The organism is Amycolatopsis sp. NPDC048633, from assembly GCF_040650695.1.
Classification (GTDB): domain Bacteria; phylum Actinomycetota; class Actinomycetes; order Mycobacteriales; family Pseudonocardiaceae; genus Amycolatopsis.
In genome coordinates this window covers 1-14,644 of record NZ_JBEZHS010000072.1, presented here as the reverse complement: position 1 = coordinate 14,644, position 14,644 = coordinate 1, and the positions used below count along the sequence as shown (strand labels likewise).

Sequence of the window (14,644 nt, the reverse complement as noted above, 5' to 3'; positions counted from 1 at the left end):
GTTGAACGCACCGAAGGGCCCCTTGGGTGCGTTCAACGCAACCAAGGCCACATTGGGGCGCTTGAGCCCGACCGTTTACGGCACCGGGGCGTACCCGGCCGGGCGGGCCGTGAACGTGCCCCGGCCCTGGGTGCGGCTGCGCAGCCGGTTCGCGTAGCCGAACAGCTCCGCCACCGGGACCGTCGCCGTCACCAGCGCCGTGCTGCCGCGGACCGTCGAGGCGGCCACCCGGCCGCGGCGGGCCGCCAGGTCACCGAGGACGCCGCCGACCGCGTCGGCCGGGACCGTCACGACCACCTCGGCCACCGGCTCGAGCAGCCGCAGGACCGACGAGCGCAGCGCTTCCCGCAGGCCGAGCCGGCCCGCCGTCCGGAACGCCAGGTCCGACGAGTCCTTCGGGTGCGTCGCCCCGTCGGTCAGCACCACCCGCAGGCCCGTCACCGGGTGCCCGCCCAGCGGCCCTTCCGCCAGGGCGTCCCGGCAGCCGGCCTCGACCGCGCGGACGTACTCGCGCGGTACCCGGCCGCCGACGACCGCCGAGGCGAACTCGAAACCCTCGGAGGCCGGCTCGACGTCCAGGACGACGTGGGCGAACTGGCCGGCCCCGCCGTCCTGCTTGACGTGCCGGTACAGCAGCCCGGACACCCCGCGGACCACGGTCTCGCGGTGGGCGACCGAAGGCCGGCCGACCGCGACGTCCAGCCCGCGGTCGCGCCGCAGCTTCTCCACCGCCACCTCCAGGTGCAGCTCGCCGAGGCCGGACAGCACCGTCTGCCCGGTCTCCGGGTCGGTCCGCACGACCAGCGACGGGTCCTCCTCCGCCAGCCGCGCCAACGCCGACGTCAGCCGCTCGCCGTCGCCCGCCCGGCGGGCTTCGACGGCCACCGAGACCACCGGGTCCGCCGTCGGCGGCGGCTCCAGCAGCACCGGGGCGTCCGGCGCGCACAGCGTGGCGCCGACCCGCGCCGCCTTCGGCCCGGCCACCGCCACGATGTCGCCGGCCACCGCACAGTCCACTTCGGACTGCCGATCGGCCTGGACGCGCAGGACGCGTGCGATCCGCTCGGTACGCCCCGCGTCCCGCACCTGGTCCCCCTTCCGCAACGTTCCCGAGTACACCCGCAGGTAGGTCAGCCGTCCCGTGCTCGTGGCGACGACCTTGAACACCAGCGCGGCCAGCGGCGCCGCCGGGTCGGCGGGCCGGTCGTCGCGCACCGGCGGGACGTCCGCCGGCGACGGCAGGTAGTCCACGGCGGCGTCGAGCAGCGGCTCGATCCCGCGGTCGCGGTAGGCCGCCCCGCACAGCACGACGAGCCCGTCGCCGCTGAGGGTCAGCTCCCGCAACGCCTTCTCCAGCGTTTCGGCCGAGACGGTCCCGGCGGCGCAGAACTCCTCCAGCGCCAACGGGTGCAGCTCGGCGACGGCCTCCTCCAGCAGACGACGACGTCGTCGCGCCTCGGCCGAGGCATCGACCGGCAGGTGGACCAGGTCGACGACGCCGGTGAAGCCGTCCTCACGCCCGATCGGCAGCTGCACGACCAGCGGCGCCGGGTGCAGCCGCGCCCGGATCGACGCGACGGCTTTGTCGAGGTCGGCGCCCGCGCGGTCGAGCTTGTTGACGAAGGCGATGCGCGGCACGCCGTGGCGATCGGCCTGGCGCCAGACGGTTTCGCTCTGCGGCTCGACACCCGCCACGGCGTCGAACACGGCGATCGCGCCGTCCAGCACCCGCAGCGCCCGCTCGACCTCGGCGGTGAAGTCGACGTGACCGGGCGTGTCGATCAGGGTGAGCCAGTGGCCCCGCCACGCGCAGGTGACGGCCGCGGAGAAGATCGTGATCCCGCGGTCGCGTTCCTGCGGGTCGAAGTCGGTGACGGTGGTGCCGTCGTGGACCTCGCCCGTTTTGTGGGTGGCTCCGGTGAGGTGGAGGATGCGTTCGGTGACGGTGGTCTTGCCCGCGTCGACGTGGGCGAGGATGCCCAGGTTGCGGACGGTGGCCAGGTTCGAGGTTCGCACGGTGCGGTCCTTTGCGGAAGATCCGGTTCAGGGCAGCGCGATTCCGCGCGACGTCCACAGTGGACGTCACGGGCCGGGTGTCAGCCGCGCGGCCGGCACCGCGGGCACGAAGACACCAGGATCACCTCGAAGCGCGAACGGGAGACGGCGATGCGCGGACGCATGGCGGACTCCTCTCGTTCGGCGCGGTGTGCGGTTCCGGGGCAGCGTAGCGACGTCTCGGTCCGACGCCCAACCGCTTTTCCTTCGCAGCACGCCGAAGGCCACCCCGGACGGGCCGGGGTGGCCTTCGGTGAGTCAGCGCAGGATCAGCTGGGATCCTGGTCCAGCTGCGTGGCCTTCACCGCGTTGGCGACCTGCGTGCAGTCGTCGTCGGTGATGCCCGCGGTGCCCGCCTTGGCGAGAGCGGCGCAGGAGGAGTTGAGCGCCTCGCCGACGTCCTTGAACGTGGCGCTCTGGGTGAGCGTGTTCTCGACGCCCCACCAGACCTGCACGGACTTGTCGAGGCCGAGGCCGCGCACGGTCTGGTTGTTGAACGTGTCGCCGTCGGTGATCAGGTAGTCGGTCTTGTTGATGACGCCGTCGTTGATGTGCTCGTCCGGGTTGTTCGTCTCCCACCCCGGGCCGTTGACCATGTCCGGCTGCGGGGACAGCGACGAGCGCGGGTCCTTCATGTCCCGGATCGCGCCGAGCGACGAGCCCGCGCCGAGCAGCCAGCGGTTGTCGCCGGTGTCGTTGGGGTCGTTCGACGTGATGCCGATGAACTTGCCGAAGACGTCCGACAGGCCTTCGTTGATCGAGTCGGCCTGGCCGCCGCTCAGCCCGGAGGTGTGCTGGGTGACGCCGTGGGTGAGCTCGTGGCCGGTGATGTCGTCGGTGGTGACGCCCTCGCCGAAGGCCATCTGCTCGCCGTCCCAGAAGGCGTTCGCGAACGGGCACTCGCCGTCGACGCAGATCCGGACCGTGCCGCGCAGCGCCTTGCCGGTGCCGTCGGAGTAGTCGGCGCCGATGAGGTCGGTCAGGTCGACGTTGACGTACTTGGAGTAGAAGTCCGAAGCCTGGCCGAAGAACGTGTAGACGTTGTTGACGTCGGCGACGCTCGACTCGGCGCCGCCTTCCTTGCGGGTGACGTCGAAGGCGGTGCCGCAGCGGACCGACTCCGTGCTGCCGCTGACCACCTTGTGGTCGGCGTCGCAGACGTCGCGGTTGGCCTCGCGGACCTCCGACCACGACGTCAGGACGTCCGCGGTGCCGGCCTTGACGACCTCGGTCCACTTGTCGTTCAGCTTCTTGCCGTGCACGGTGACCTGGTAGGTCGGCACCGCGACGCCGTCGCCCTTCGCGCCGCCGAGGGTGGCGTCGTACCAATACGCGCGAGGCGCGTCGGCCTTGAGGTCGGTCGTGGGCAGGCCGGTGCGCTTCGCGACGTCCGCGATGGCGGCGTCCGTGGCGCCGGTCGCGCTCGCCGGGAACGCGCCCGACGTCTTCGCCGTGGTGCGGCCGTGGGTCGCGAGGACCGCGCCGGCCTTGTCGCGGAGCTGGATCAGCTGACCGCCGAACACCGGCACGCCGCCGATCTCCTGCTGCGACCGCACGACGCTGCCGAACGGCATCGCGAGGGAGTTCAGCGCGTGCATCGACGGCTGCGCGATGGTCGCGTAGGCCGGCGAACCGGCCGTGGCCAGCGACACCGCGACGACGGCCGCGCTCACCGCCGCCGTCCCTGCGATGACCCGTTTGCGTGACACCCGGTACACCTCCGTGGAAACTTGATCACCTGACGTGAAGTCCGTGCAGGTTCACATGCCTCGAAGGTGTCGCACACCGGTCGAAAGTAGGTAACTCACCAAGTGTGGTTAGGAAGTCGGTAGTTAATCACCGACATTTCGGACGACTACGCGCGTGACCGGAGGGTCGACTCGCGTGATCAGAGGGTCGACACGCGTGATTGCCGGGTCGACACGACGGGTGGGGCGGGATCGGCCGTGTCGACCCTTCGATCACGCGTGTCGACCGTCCAGTCACGCGAGTCGACCCTTCGATCACGGGTCAGGAGGCGGGTGGGGCCACCACGCGGAGCTGGAGCATGGCCGCGAACCGCGCTTCCGGGTCCGTCATGTCGAAGCCGCCGACTTCGGCGAGCCGGCGCAGGCGGTAGCGGAACGTGTTCGGGTGCACGTGGACCGCGGCCGACGCGGCGATGACGTCGCCGAAGGCGTCGAGCCAGGCTCGCAACGTCTCGACCAGGTGCGCGTGGTGCTGCTCGTCGTAGTCGAGCAGGCGCGCGACCGGGCCGGTCGGGCGGTCGCCGCGGGCGGCGACCAGGTCCTGCAGCTCCAGCAGGAGCGCCTCGACGTGCACGTCGGCCAGCAGCGCCACCCGGCGGCCCGCGCCGCTGCCCGACCGCAGCACCCGCAACGCCCGGTCCGCGCTGTCGCGGGCTTCCGGCAGCTCGGCCGCGCTGCGGGCCACCGGCCCGATGCCGACCACGGCCCGGACGCGGTCGCCCACCCGGTCGAGGAAGTCCTTCGCGATCCGCAGGGCGCGCCGTTCGCCGTCGGCGTCGCGGTTCACCGGCACCAGGCCGTAGGCGATGTCGCCCACGAGCGCCGCCGCGCAGCGCGGGTGCACCGCGCTGAGGTGCATCGCGAGGCCGTCGGCCAGGCGCTGCCGCTCGGTCGCGATCTCGGCGTCCTCGGCCCCGTTCTCGAGCACCGCCAGCGCCAGCACGACGACCGGCTGGTCGGCCAGGCCCAGCCGGCTCAACGCCTCCCGCGCCGCGGCCCCGCCTTCCAGCGCCGTGCTCAGCAGGTCCGCGCGCAACCGGCGCTCGACGTCGGCGCCCGCGCGGACGCGCAGCAGGTGCAGCGCCACCAGGCGGGCCGCGTCGCGCAGGGCCTGCGTCCGGTCCGGCGTCAGCGGCTCGCGCACCGCGGCCCAGATCGAGCCGAGGATCTCGTCGCCCGCCCGGACCGCGACGGCCACGCGGGGGATCGCGAACCCGTCGAGGCTTTCCGGCGGCCGGTCGACGTACACCGGCTGGTCGCTGCGGTACAGCTCGCGGAACACCCCGCGGTCGGCCAGCATCCGGGAAAACCGCTCGGGAACCTGCCGCCCGAGGATGGTCTCGACGCGCGAGGGGTCGGCTTCGTCCTGCCGCCCGGAAAACGCGAGCACGCGCGAACGGCGGTCCTCGATGGTGACCGGCGCGTCGATCAGCGCCCCGATCGCGTTGGCCACGGCGAAAAGGTCGCCCGAGGGCAGCCCGGCCAGCGTCTCGGGCCCGGCGTCGCCGACGTCGCCTTCGGCCAGCAGCGACCGCAGCATCGCGGCGAGCTGAGCCCACGACGCGCCGCGGGTCAGGCTCAGCAGCGCGACCCCGGTCTCCTCGACGGCTGCCGTGATCGCCGCGGTGACCGTGACGGGCGCGCGCACCACGAGCCCGGCGGCGTCGTGGCGGGCCAGGCTCCGCAGCTGGCGCGCCACCTCGTCCGGTTCGGCGAGGCCGACGCCCAGCATGAGGGCGTGCTGCGGAAGCGCGGGCTCGTCGAGGGGATCGTGGATGGCGACGCCCCCGATGCCGCCGGGGCGGTCGGCGTCCCCGAGGACGAGGTCCAGGAGCGTGTCGCCCAGGTCGTCGAGGACACGGCCGAGGCTGGCGTGCGGACGCAGGTTCACCGAAACGAGCACCTCCCGAAGCTAGGCGCGACACCGTCAGCCTAGTTCGTCGGAGGGTACGAAATCAGCCCCCGGATTCGTCCGCACGCACCAACCCGGCGCTACGACGTCAGCTTCGCCGCCACGTTGTACGCCTCCACCAGCAGCCGGGCGCCCGGCACGCGCCGCCGCGGCTCGAGGCGGACCGTGCGGCTCTCCCCCGGCAGCAGCCAGAAGTAGTTGTCGCCGTAGCGGGTCGGCAGGACGCGGTCGGTGCCGTTGCGCTCGCGCAGCGACAGCCGGATCATCGCCGCGACCGTCTTGCCCTCGTTGCGGATCGTCGCCGTGTACACGTCGCCGTCGGCCTTCAACGACGACGTGAGCCGCGCGCCCGGGAGCTGGTTGAGCGCGCGCATGGCCGTGTCGCTGCGGTAGCGCCAGTACGTGTTCTCCGACAGCACCGCGCCGCGGGCGTCGGTCAGGGTCAGCCGCAGCAGGTGCAGGTCCGGGTGCGCCGCGTCGAACGGCACGGTGAACGCCGTCGCGCCGACGTTCGCGGCGACGTCGAGCTTCTGCTGCTGCGCCGCCCTGAGGCTTGCGCCGTCGAGACCGTACAGCCGCGCGGTCACCGTCACCCCGCCCAGCGCAGCCGGCGTGTGGTTGACGACCCGGACCTGCCACGTCGTCAGGTCGGCCTGGACGTGCCGGGCCTCGCAGCCCTTGCGCGCGCCGTAGTAGCTGCCGTTGACGTCGAGGTCGTAGTCGTAGGTCTGCCACACCGTGCTGTGCCACGCCGGGTGCGACATCCACAGCAGCACGCCGGTGGCGTCGGCCCAGAGCTTCGTGTTCCAGGCCTCGAAGATCGCCCGCATGCTCTCGTAGTTGACGAACTGCGCCTTGCGGCAGAACTCCGCCAGACTCGTCGACGGCGCGAGCCGCGCGTCGATCGCCGCCAGGTAGCTCTGCGGTGACTGGTTGCCGGCCGTCGACCAGTCGTGCAGGAACCACGGCGCGCCGATCGGCCAGCCCGGGTCGTCCTTCCCGACGAGGTTGCGCATGCTCTCGACGACCGACACCGTCGGCAGCCCGATCTCGCTCCAGAAACCGTACTTGCCGCCGGTCGCCTCACCCGTGAAGTACCGCTTGGGGTCCTGCCAGTAGTAGGGCCCGTCGCCGGTGATCACGCCACCCGCCGAGTTGCCTTGGTACAGCAGGTCGGTGTTGCCGTGGACGATGTCGCGCAGCGCGTTGTCGATCACCGGCGGCGGCGTGCCTTCGTTGCAGCCGAACCAGACCGTCGCGCACGCGTGGTGGCGGTAGCGCAGCACGGTGTCCTTCGCCTGCGCGAGGAAGATGTCGTGGTTGGCCGGGTCGGTCGACCAGCCGTCCCAGAACTCGTTCCACAGCAGGATGCCGTACTTGTCGCAGGCGTCGAACAGCTCCTGGCGGTAGGACGAGCCGACCCAGTTGCGGAGCAGGGTGAAGTTCATGTCGCGGTGCATCGAGACGACGGCGTCGGTCCGCTCCGGCGTCATCCGGCGAAGCAGCTCGTCCCAGCCCCAGCTGCCACCGCGGGCGAACACCTTGACGCCGTTGACGAGGAAGGTCAGCGGCTTCGGGCTGTTGTCCACCGACGCGGCGTCGGTCCAGGTGTCACCGTCCGGCGACACCTGGATCTTGAACGTCGCCGCGTAGGCGGTCTCCCAGGTCAGCACGACGCGGTCGAACGCCGTCGCGGCGCCGAGGTCGACCTGCAGCCACTGGTTGTCGTCGTAGGCGGACGTCCAGCGGGTGTTCGGGTCGCCGTCGAAGGCCCGCTCGGGCGGGTTCCCGTCGGCCACCGACAGCGACGTCGCCGTCTTGCCCTGCGCCAGGTCCGTGTCCGGCGCTTTGCTGTCGACCACGGACATCGTCCAGAGCGAGAAGCCCCAGCCGGTCGCCCGCTTCAGGCCCTGTATCCGGACGAACCGGGCGGTCTGCGGCGCGAGGTCGACGGACTGGGTGGCCCGGCCGTCGGCGATGACGATCGGCAGGTCGTACCGGTAGCCGATCTGGCGCAGGCCGATCTTCGTCGTCCGCCGGTCGCTGACCGAGGCGCCGATCGCCGCGGTGAGCGTCAGGTCGTAGAGGTTCGGGTCGCCGTAGCCGTTGGGCCACCACAGTTTCGGGTTCTTCACCTGCTGCGCCGGGAACGCGACGTCGGTGGTCTGCCCGGCCGGGACGGTGACCGTGCTCGACACGGTCACCGGGCCGAAGGCGGCGGTGACCTTGACGCGCTGGGCGGTCGCGGCGGCGTTGCGTACCGGCACGGTGAGCGTCACGACGGCGGTGGCGGCGTCGGGCACCACCGTGTCGACGCGGACGTCGCCGAGCACGGCGGCGCCGGTGGAGCGCAGGCGGACGTGGTCCCAGATGCCGGAGGCGCGGTCGCGGACCGCGGGCATCCAGTCCCAGCCGGACACCGCGAGGTAGGTCGGCGAGCTGTCGAACATCGTGCTGCCGGCGTCGACCCAGGAACTGCCGTTCGGGCCCTTGTCGCTCGGGCTGCCGGGGCGCGGCATCGGCGAGATCTTCACGGCGAGGGCCTGGTCACCGGTGCGGCGCAGGGCGGCGGTGACGTCGTAGGCGCCGCGGCCGAACGGGTGGCTCTGGGTGCCGATTTCGGCGCCGTTGAGCCAGATCCGCGCTTCGTGGTTGACGCCGTCGAACTCGAGCCAGACGTGCCGGCCCGCCGAGGTGTCGAGGCCGCGCGGGAGGGAAAAGCGGCGGCGATACCACCAGGCGTGACGCGAGAGCGCCTCCGGGACGTGCAGGGTGTTCATGCCGGACACCGGGTCCGGCAGCTGGCCCTGCTCGACCAGCGACGCCAGGACCGTGCCCGGGACGGTCGCCGGGAGCCAGCCGCGGGTGTCCACGTCCGCTCCGGAGAGCGCCTTGCCGTCGCCGGTGGGCGCCCAGTCGTCCATCGTGAGGACCCAGCCGGACTCGAGCGGCACCGTGCCGTCGGGCGCGACGGCGAGCGCCGGCGGGTCGTCGTGCGGGCGGACCGGGAAGCTGGTCCAGCCGTGCGCCGCCGGGCGGTTCTGCGGGCCGGTGCCGAAGACCTGGAAGCCGTTGAGGCCCAGCGGGTTGGTCGTCGAGCGGGCGGCCGCGGTGAACCGGACCCAGCGGGCGGTGACGGCCGGCAGGGAGATCGTCACGACGCCGCCGGTGCCGGCGTCGGTGTGGTGGACGGTGCGCCAGGCCTTGCCGTCGCCCGAGACGTCGAGGTCGAACGCCGTCGCGTAGCTGGACTGGATCTCGAAGCCGCTGGTGTGACTGCGCGACGCGGTGGCGTCGAAGGCCGGGTCGCCGGGCTGGGCCTCGAAGGTCAGCACGACCGAGTCGATCCGGCACTGTCCCTGCAGGTCGACGACGATCCACTGGCCGTCGCCCGGCGTCGCACGCCAGCCGGAGCCCTTCACACCCACCTGCGCGAGGCCGTCGACGGCGAACTCGGCGGGGGTCGCGGCGTAGTCGGTCGAGGAGACCTGCACCGGCCGGAACAGGGCCAGGTCGGTCTTCGGCGCCCGGCCGTCGGCGACGGCGGGCGCCGCGGACGCGACCCCGGGCAGGACGGCCGCGAGGCCGAACCCGGCCAGCAGCCCGGTCCCGGCGGCCAGGACGTGCCGCCGCGAAACGGCGGCCACCTCCGCGGGCTCGACATCCGCGGTGATGCCGTACTCCTCCGCCATGCGAACTCCGATCTGAAAAGCGGCGGCCTGACCTGGCGGGGCGGCGCCGTCGAGAGGGGGTGACAACGTTGCCAGGAAGCTTCCGCCGTGCGCGCCGGAAGCGTCAAGAAGACAAGGAGGACAAGAATTCCTAATGGTTGACATCGATGTCGGCGACCGGCTCGCCGTGCCCCGCTGAGCGGTGCCCGTTACGGTTGCATCGTCTTCGCAACGAACCGATCCCGGAGGTCCCGATGGTCCAGGTCGAACGCACCGTCACCGTGCGCACGCCGGTCGAGCGCGTCGCGGAGTACCTCGCGGACTTCGCGCACACGGAGGACTGGGACCCGGGCACGGTGTCGTGCACCCGCACGGACGCGGGCCCCATCGCGGTGGGTGCCGAGTGGCACAACGTGTCGGAGTTCCGCGGCCGCCGCACGGAGCTGGACTACCACCTGACCCGCCGCGACGCGGGCCGGGTGACGTTCGTGGGCGAGAACACGACGGCGACCTCGACCGACGACTTCGGCCTGTCGGCGGGCCCGGACGGGACGACGGTCCGCTACCGCGCGACGATCGTGTTCCACGGCTGGGCGAAGCTGGCGAGCCCGCTGCTGAAGCGCGAGTTCGAGCGGCTCGGGGATGAAGTGGTGCCGGAGCTGACGCGCGCCCTGGAAGGGCTGGCTTGAAGCCGGAACTCGCGTGTTCGAGCACGTGACTCGCGTGGTTGAAGGCGGCACTCGCGAGTTCCGGCTCTGATCACGCCGGTTCCGGTTCTGGTCACGTGACTTCCGGCCTCGAGCACGCGGCACCGCTAGGCCCCGGCGTGCTCCACGGCCAGCTCCACCGCTGAGGCCAGGTCGTTCACCCGGGCGAAGCCGCGGTCGCCGAGGTGCTGCCAGCCCGGCCCCGCCGTACCCACCACGCGGCCGAGGTCGCGCACCCGCGCCGCGAGGAGGTCGTCGGCCGTCGGGGGCGCCAAGGACCACAGCAGCACCAGGACCGGATCCAGCCGCGCCGCCAGGTCGGTGACCGTCTCGGCCGGGACGAGCTGGCCGAGGTAGGCGACCGGGACCCCGGCCTCGGCCAGCGTCGCGCGCAGGGCCTCCATCGGCAGGGAATGCCGCTCCGCGGGGCAGCAGGCCAGCAGCACCGGCCGGCCCGGGACGGCCGCCGGGAACCCGCGGCTGAACCGCTCGAACGCCAGCGAGATCTCCGTCGTCAGCGCCCATTCCGACGCGAAGCAGACGTCGCCGCGCTGCCAGCGGTCGCCCAGGCCGCGCAGGACCGGGGCCAGGACGTCGGTCCACGCCGCGGCCGGGCCGAGCGTGCCGAGGGTTTCGTCGAGCAGCCCGGCGACCGACGCGGACCGCAGCTCCTCGGCGGCTTCCTCGAGCTCGCGCACCCGGCGGGCGGCCGGCACTCCGGGCGGGTCGGCGGTCGAGTCCCCGAAGGCCGCCGCCGCGGCTTCCCGCACGGGCATCCCCCGCGCGACGAGCCGCTGCATGTGCTGCAGCCGCCGGACGTCGGCGTCGGAGTAGCGGCGGTGGCGTCCGGTGACCGCGGCCGACGGGCCGATCCCGTACCGCGCGCTCCAACTGCGCAGGGTCACCGGCGAGACGCCGAGCAGCTCGGCCACCTTGCCCGGCGCCCAGGCACCCGTCTCGACGTTCTTCGGTTCCACCGTTTCCCTTCGGCTCGCTGGCCGCAGCTTAGCGACGGCCAGGTCACCTGACCGGCGGGGACTCGGGGACCCGCGGCGCCCGGCGAAGATCGGCGAATCCCGGCGCGGAAGCGGAATGCGGCGAGACTCCGGCGGCGCACCACGAAGCCGGCGCGACGCGACCGGAATCCCGAAGCCCGCCACAGGGGACGCGGCGGCGGGGCGTCGGCCTGCCGCGTCCCCCTCGGCGCCGCTCGGCGCCGGGGGATCCGGCCCGCGTCGGCCGGATCCGGACGGCCGCGGGGTGTGGCAACCCGCCACGGTCCGTCCCGTCACGGGGCGGAAAGGTGCTGCCACGCCAAGCTATACCCGGACGCAACGCTTGCGCATCGTTATCCCTCGGATGCCGTAGCGATTCGCCCCACCCGGGCGAATGATCTCGGTGTGTGATGGGTATTCGGTCAGTACAGGAGGGACTCCGATGACCGAAAACCGCATCCAGCCCCGCTTCGCGACGACGACGTCCGACGCCGGGGTCGTGACCGTCCACTGCGCCGGCGACCTCGACCTGGCCACCACCTCCCGGCTCCGGGACGCGCTGCTGAGCCCGTTCCGCGGCGGCGCGAGCGCGGTCGTCGCCGACCTCACCGAGACGACTTACTGCGACTCGACGGTCTACAGCGTCCTGGTCGAGTCCTACCGCGAGGCGCTCGCGCACGACGTCCCCTACGCCATCGCGGCGGCCCGGACCGCGGTCGTGCGGCACCTGGCCATCCTCGGCCTGGACCGCCTGCTCCCGCTGCACCCCGGGATCGCCGAGGCCCACGCCGTTGTCGCCGGGACCGACGCGCGGCAGGTCTCCTGACCGCTAGCCCGGGTGCGGCACGTCGTCCAGCACCGCCCGGTGGGTGCGCCGCAGCTCCTCCCCCGGTTCGACGCCCAGGTCGGCGGCCAGCCGGTCGCGGATCCGGCCGTACGCCGCGATCGCCTCGGCGCGGCGGCCGGTGGCCTGCAGCGCACGCATCAGCAGCGCCGCCAGCGGCTCGCGCAGCGGCTCCAGGGCGAGCACGGCGGACAGCTCGTCGGCCACCTCGGCGCACCGGCCCCGGCGCAGCTGCAGCCGCGCCTTGCGCACCCACAACGTGCTCCGGCACTCGGTCAGGCGCAGTCGCTGGCCGTCCGCGAACGGCCCCGGCAGCCCGGCCAGCGGCTCGCCGTGGAACAGCCCGAGCGCGGTGGCACAGGACGAGACGGCCGCGGCCAGGTCGCCCGCCTCCTCGGCGGCCCCGGCGTCCGCGGCCAGCTCCGTCAGCCGGGCCGTGTCGGTGCCGACGCCGTCGCCGTCGAACCGGTAGCCGCCGCGCGTGCGGCCGATCACCGAGTCCGGGGTCCGCTCGCCGGGCCCGCGCAGGCACTTGCGCAGCCGGTGCACGTACACCGGCAGCACGCGGCCTCCGGTGCCCGGCGGTTCCAGTCCCCAGACGCCGTCGAGCAGCTCGGCCTGGCTGACCGTGACGCCGGGGCGCAGCACCAGCGCCGCCAGCAAGGCCTGCTGACGCACCGGCCCGAGGTCCAGCGGGCGGCCGCCGCGCCACGCGCGCAGCGGGCCCAGCACCGAGAACCGCAGCCCCGGATCCGGCTCGCGGACGGCCGGCCGTACCGGTGCGTCGTCCACAACGGACACTCGCGGGCTGACGATGCCGTGGTCGAACGCGTAGACGACCGCGGCGGCGCGGTCGCGCAGCCCCAGCTTGGTGAAGATCCGGGCCAGGTGGCTCTTCACCGTCGGCTCCGAGACGACCAGCGCGCCGGCGATCTCGGCGTTGCTCAGCCCGCGCCCGGCCGCCCGCAGCACGTCGAGCTCGCGCGGCGTCAGCAGTCCCGGCGGCGGGCCCGCGGGTGTGTCAGCGGGCGCGCGCCGGAAGGTCGTGAGCACGCGGGCGGTCACCGCCGCGTCGAGCCAGGCGTCGCCCGCGGCGACCGCCCGGACGGCGCGGATGAGGTCCTCCGCGGGCGAGTCCTTGAGGAGGTAGCCGACCGCGCCCGCGCGCAGCGCGCCCGCCAGCAGCTCGTCGTCGTCGAACGTGGTCAGGGCCAGCACGGGCGGGCGGCCGCCGATCCGCCGCGTCGCCTCGATCCCGTCGACGTGCTTCATCCGCAGGTCCATCACGACGACGTCGACCGCGGCGCTGGCCAGCGCCGCGGGTACGTCCGCGCCGTCGCCGCACTCCCCCGCGATGACGAACCCGTCGCGGCGGCGCAGGATCCGCCGCAGCCCGGAGCGCACGAGCTCCTGGTCGTCGACGAGCAGGACCCGGACCTCGCCCGCCGTCACGCCGCGCCGCCCGCGGGCACGCCGACCTCGACCACCCAGTCCGCCCCCGCCGGCCCCGCGGTCAGCTCGGCACCCAGCTGGCCGGCCCGCGCGGCCATGCCCTTCAGGCCCGAGCCGCCGGTGCCGACCGGACCGCCGGCGGGCAGCCGGTTGCGGACGACCAGCCGGGCGCCGGCCGGGCCGACGTCGAGGCGCATCCGCGCGGGCGCGCCGCCGCCGTGCCGGGCGATGTTGGCCAGCGACTCCTGCGCGATGCGGTAGAGCCCGAGCCCGGCCAGGTCCGCCACGGCGGCCGGGTCGCCCTCCTGCTCGTAGTGCACCACCAGCCCGGCCGCGCGGGTGCGCTCGACCAGCGCGGGGATATCACCGGCGCCGGGCAGCGGGCGGGTCCCGGCGGGCGCCTCGGCGAGCAGCCCGACGGTCCGGCGGATGTCGGCCATCGCGGTCCGCCCGACGCGCTCGGCCTCGGCGAGCCCTTCGAGGGCCTCCTCGACGTCGCGGTCCTGCTGCAGGGCGTGCCGGGTGCCGGTCAGGTGCAGCAGCGTGATGCTCAGCGAGTGGGCGACGACGTCGTGCACCTCGCGGGCGATCCGCTGCCGTTCGGCGAGGACGGCCTGGTCGCGGCCGGCGTCCCGGGCGGCGCGCTCGGCGTCCAGCGCCCGCACGTACCAGCGGAGCATGAACCCGGCGGCCAGGCCCAGCAGCACGGCAGCGACGTACACCGGGAACCCGACCAGCCCGACCCGGGCCGCGGCCACGCTCAGCGTCGCGACGCTCGCGGCACCGACGGTGAACGCGATCGCCGGCCGCGCGACCGCCGCGGTCTCGGCGGCGAGCACCACCAGCACGACCGGGGCGAAGTCGGGGACGACGGGCTCCGCCAGCAGGATCGCGACGGCCACGAGCACCGTGAGCGCCTTCAGCCACGGCGGCGCGATGATCCCGGTGACGGTCCAGCCGAGCGCCGTCACGATCGCCAGCAGTCCCGCGACCGCGGGCAGCACCAGCGTCCCGCGCTGCACCACCGCGACCAGCGCCAGCACGACCCCGAAGGCGCTCGCGGCCACCGGCACCCACCAGGGCAGCGCGATCCCGGCCCGGTCGAGGCTCGCCTCCATCCGGGCCCGGAGCCCGCTCACCACCCTCGCCCCCACGCCGGCCAGCCTAGGAAGCCAGCCGCGCGGGCGCATCCCGCGCACCTCCGGAAAGCCGTGAATGGCACATCGAGGGACATCAAGTCCCTCGATGTGCCATTCACGG

General features: G+C 73.7%; 8 protein-coding genes and 2 pseudogenes. 2 read left to right on the top strand and 8 right to left on the bottom strand.

The genetic code is table 11. From position 1 onward, the window contains the following. Positions 1-75: 75 nt before the first annotated feature. The 4 genes from fusA to AB0C38_RS48790 all read right to left on the bottom strand — a co-directional run bounded on the left by fusA (position 76) and on the right by AB0C38_RS48790 (position 9,407). Positions 76-2,016 (bottom strand): elongation factor G, encoded by a 1,941-nt coding sequence (gene fusA / locus AB0C38_RS48805; protein ID WP_360688359.1) that lies wholly within the window; start codon positions 2,014-2,016, stop codon positions 76-78. Positions 2,017-2,324: 308 nt separating this feature from the next. Then, the gene (locus AB0C38_RS48800) at positions 2,325-3,764 is read right to left on the bottom strand and encodes a M4 family metallopeptidase (RefSeq protein ID WP_360688356.1); all 1,440 of its coding nucleotides are present in this window, start codon (positions 3,762-3,764) and stop codon (positions 2,325-2,327) included. A 301-nt stretch (positions 3,765-4,065) separates the two neighbouring features. Next, complete coding sequence (locus AB0C38_RS48795) at positions 4,066-5,706, bottom strand: helix-turn-helix domain-containing protein (protein WP_360688353.1); 1,641 nt, start codon at positions 5,704-5,706, stop codon at positions 4,066-4,068. 89 nt (positions 5,707-5,795) lie between these two features. Next, a complete protein-coding gene (locus AB0C38_RS48790; RefSeq protein ID WP_360688350.1) occupies positions 5,796-9,407 on the bottom strand; it encodes a discoidin domain-containing protein in 3,612 nt (1,203 codons plus the stop codon). Between the two features lie 233 nt (positions 9,408-9,640). Here AB0C38_RS48790 and AB0C38_RS48785 point away from each other — a divergent pair, with 233 nt between their 5' ends. Beyond that, positions 9,641-10,075, top strand: a complete 435-nt coding sequence (locus AB0C38_RS48785; RefSeq protein WP_360688347.1) for an SRPBCC family protein — start codon at positions 9,641-9,643, stop codon at positions 10,073-10,075. A gap of 125 nt (positions 10,076-10,200) precedes the next feature. On the opposite strand, the gene AB0C38_RS48780 is transcribed toward AB0C38_RS48785, so the two are convergent. Next, complete coding sequence (locus AB0C38_RS48780) at positions 10,201-11,070, bottom strand: MerR family transcriptional regulator (protein WP_360688344.1); 870 nt, start codon at positions 11,068-11,070, stop codon at positions 10,201-10,203. A 460-nt stretch (positions 11,071-11,530) separates the two neighbouring features. Here AB0C38_RS48780 and AB0C38_RS48775 point away from each other — a divergent pair, with 460 nt between their 5' ends. Continuing rightward, positions 11,531-11,914 (top strand): STAS domain-containing protein, encoded by a 384-nt coding sequence (locus AB0C38_RS48775; RefSeq protein WP_360688341.1) that lies wholly within the window; start codon positions 11,531-11,533, stop codon positions 11,912-11,914. A gap of 3 nt (positions 11,915-11,917) precedes the next feature. Here AB0C38_RS48775 and AB0C38_RS48770 read toward each other — a convergent pair. From AB0C38_RS48770 to AB0C38_RS48760, 3 genes and pseudogenes are all read right to left on the bottom strand, one after another. Next, positions 11,918-12,595: pseudogene (locus tag AB0C38_RS48770) on the bottom strand (AfsR/SARP family transcriptional regulator); the annotation flags it as partial. Positions 12,596-12,736: 141 nt separating this feature from the next. Beyond that, positions 12,737-13,384 (bottom strand): annotated as a pseudogene (locus tag AB0C38_RS48765) (response regulator transcription factor); the annotation flags it as partial. Then, positions 13,381-14,538 (bottom strand): histidine kinase, encoded by a 1,158-nt coding sequence (locus AB0C38_RS48760; protein ID WP_360688338.1) that lies wholly within the window; start codon positions 14,536-14,538, stop codon positions 13,381-13,383. The gene AB0C38_RS48760 and the pseudogene AB0C38_RS48765, both read right to left, overlap by 4 nt. Between the last annotated feature and the right edge of the window lie 106 nt (positions 14,539-14,644).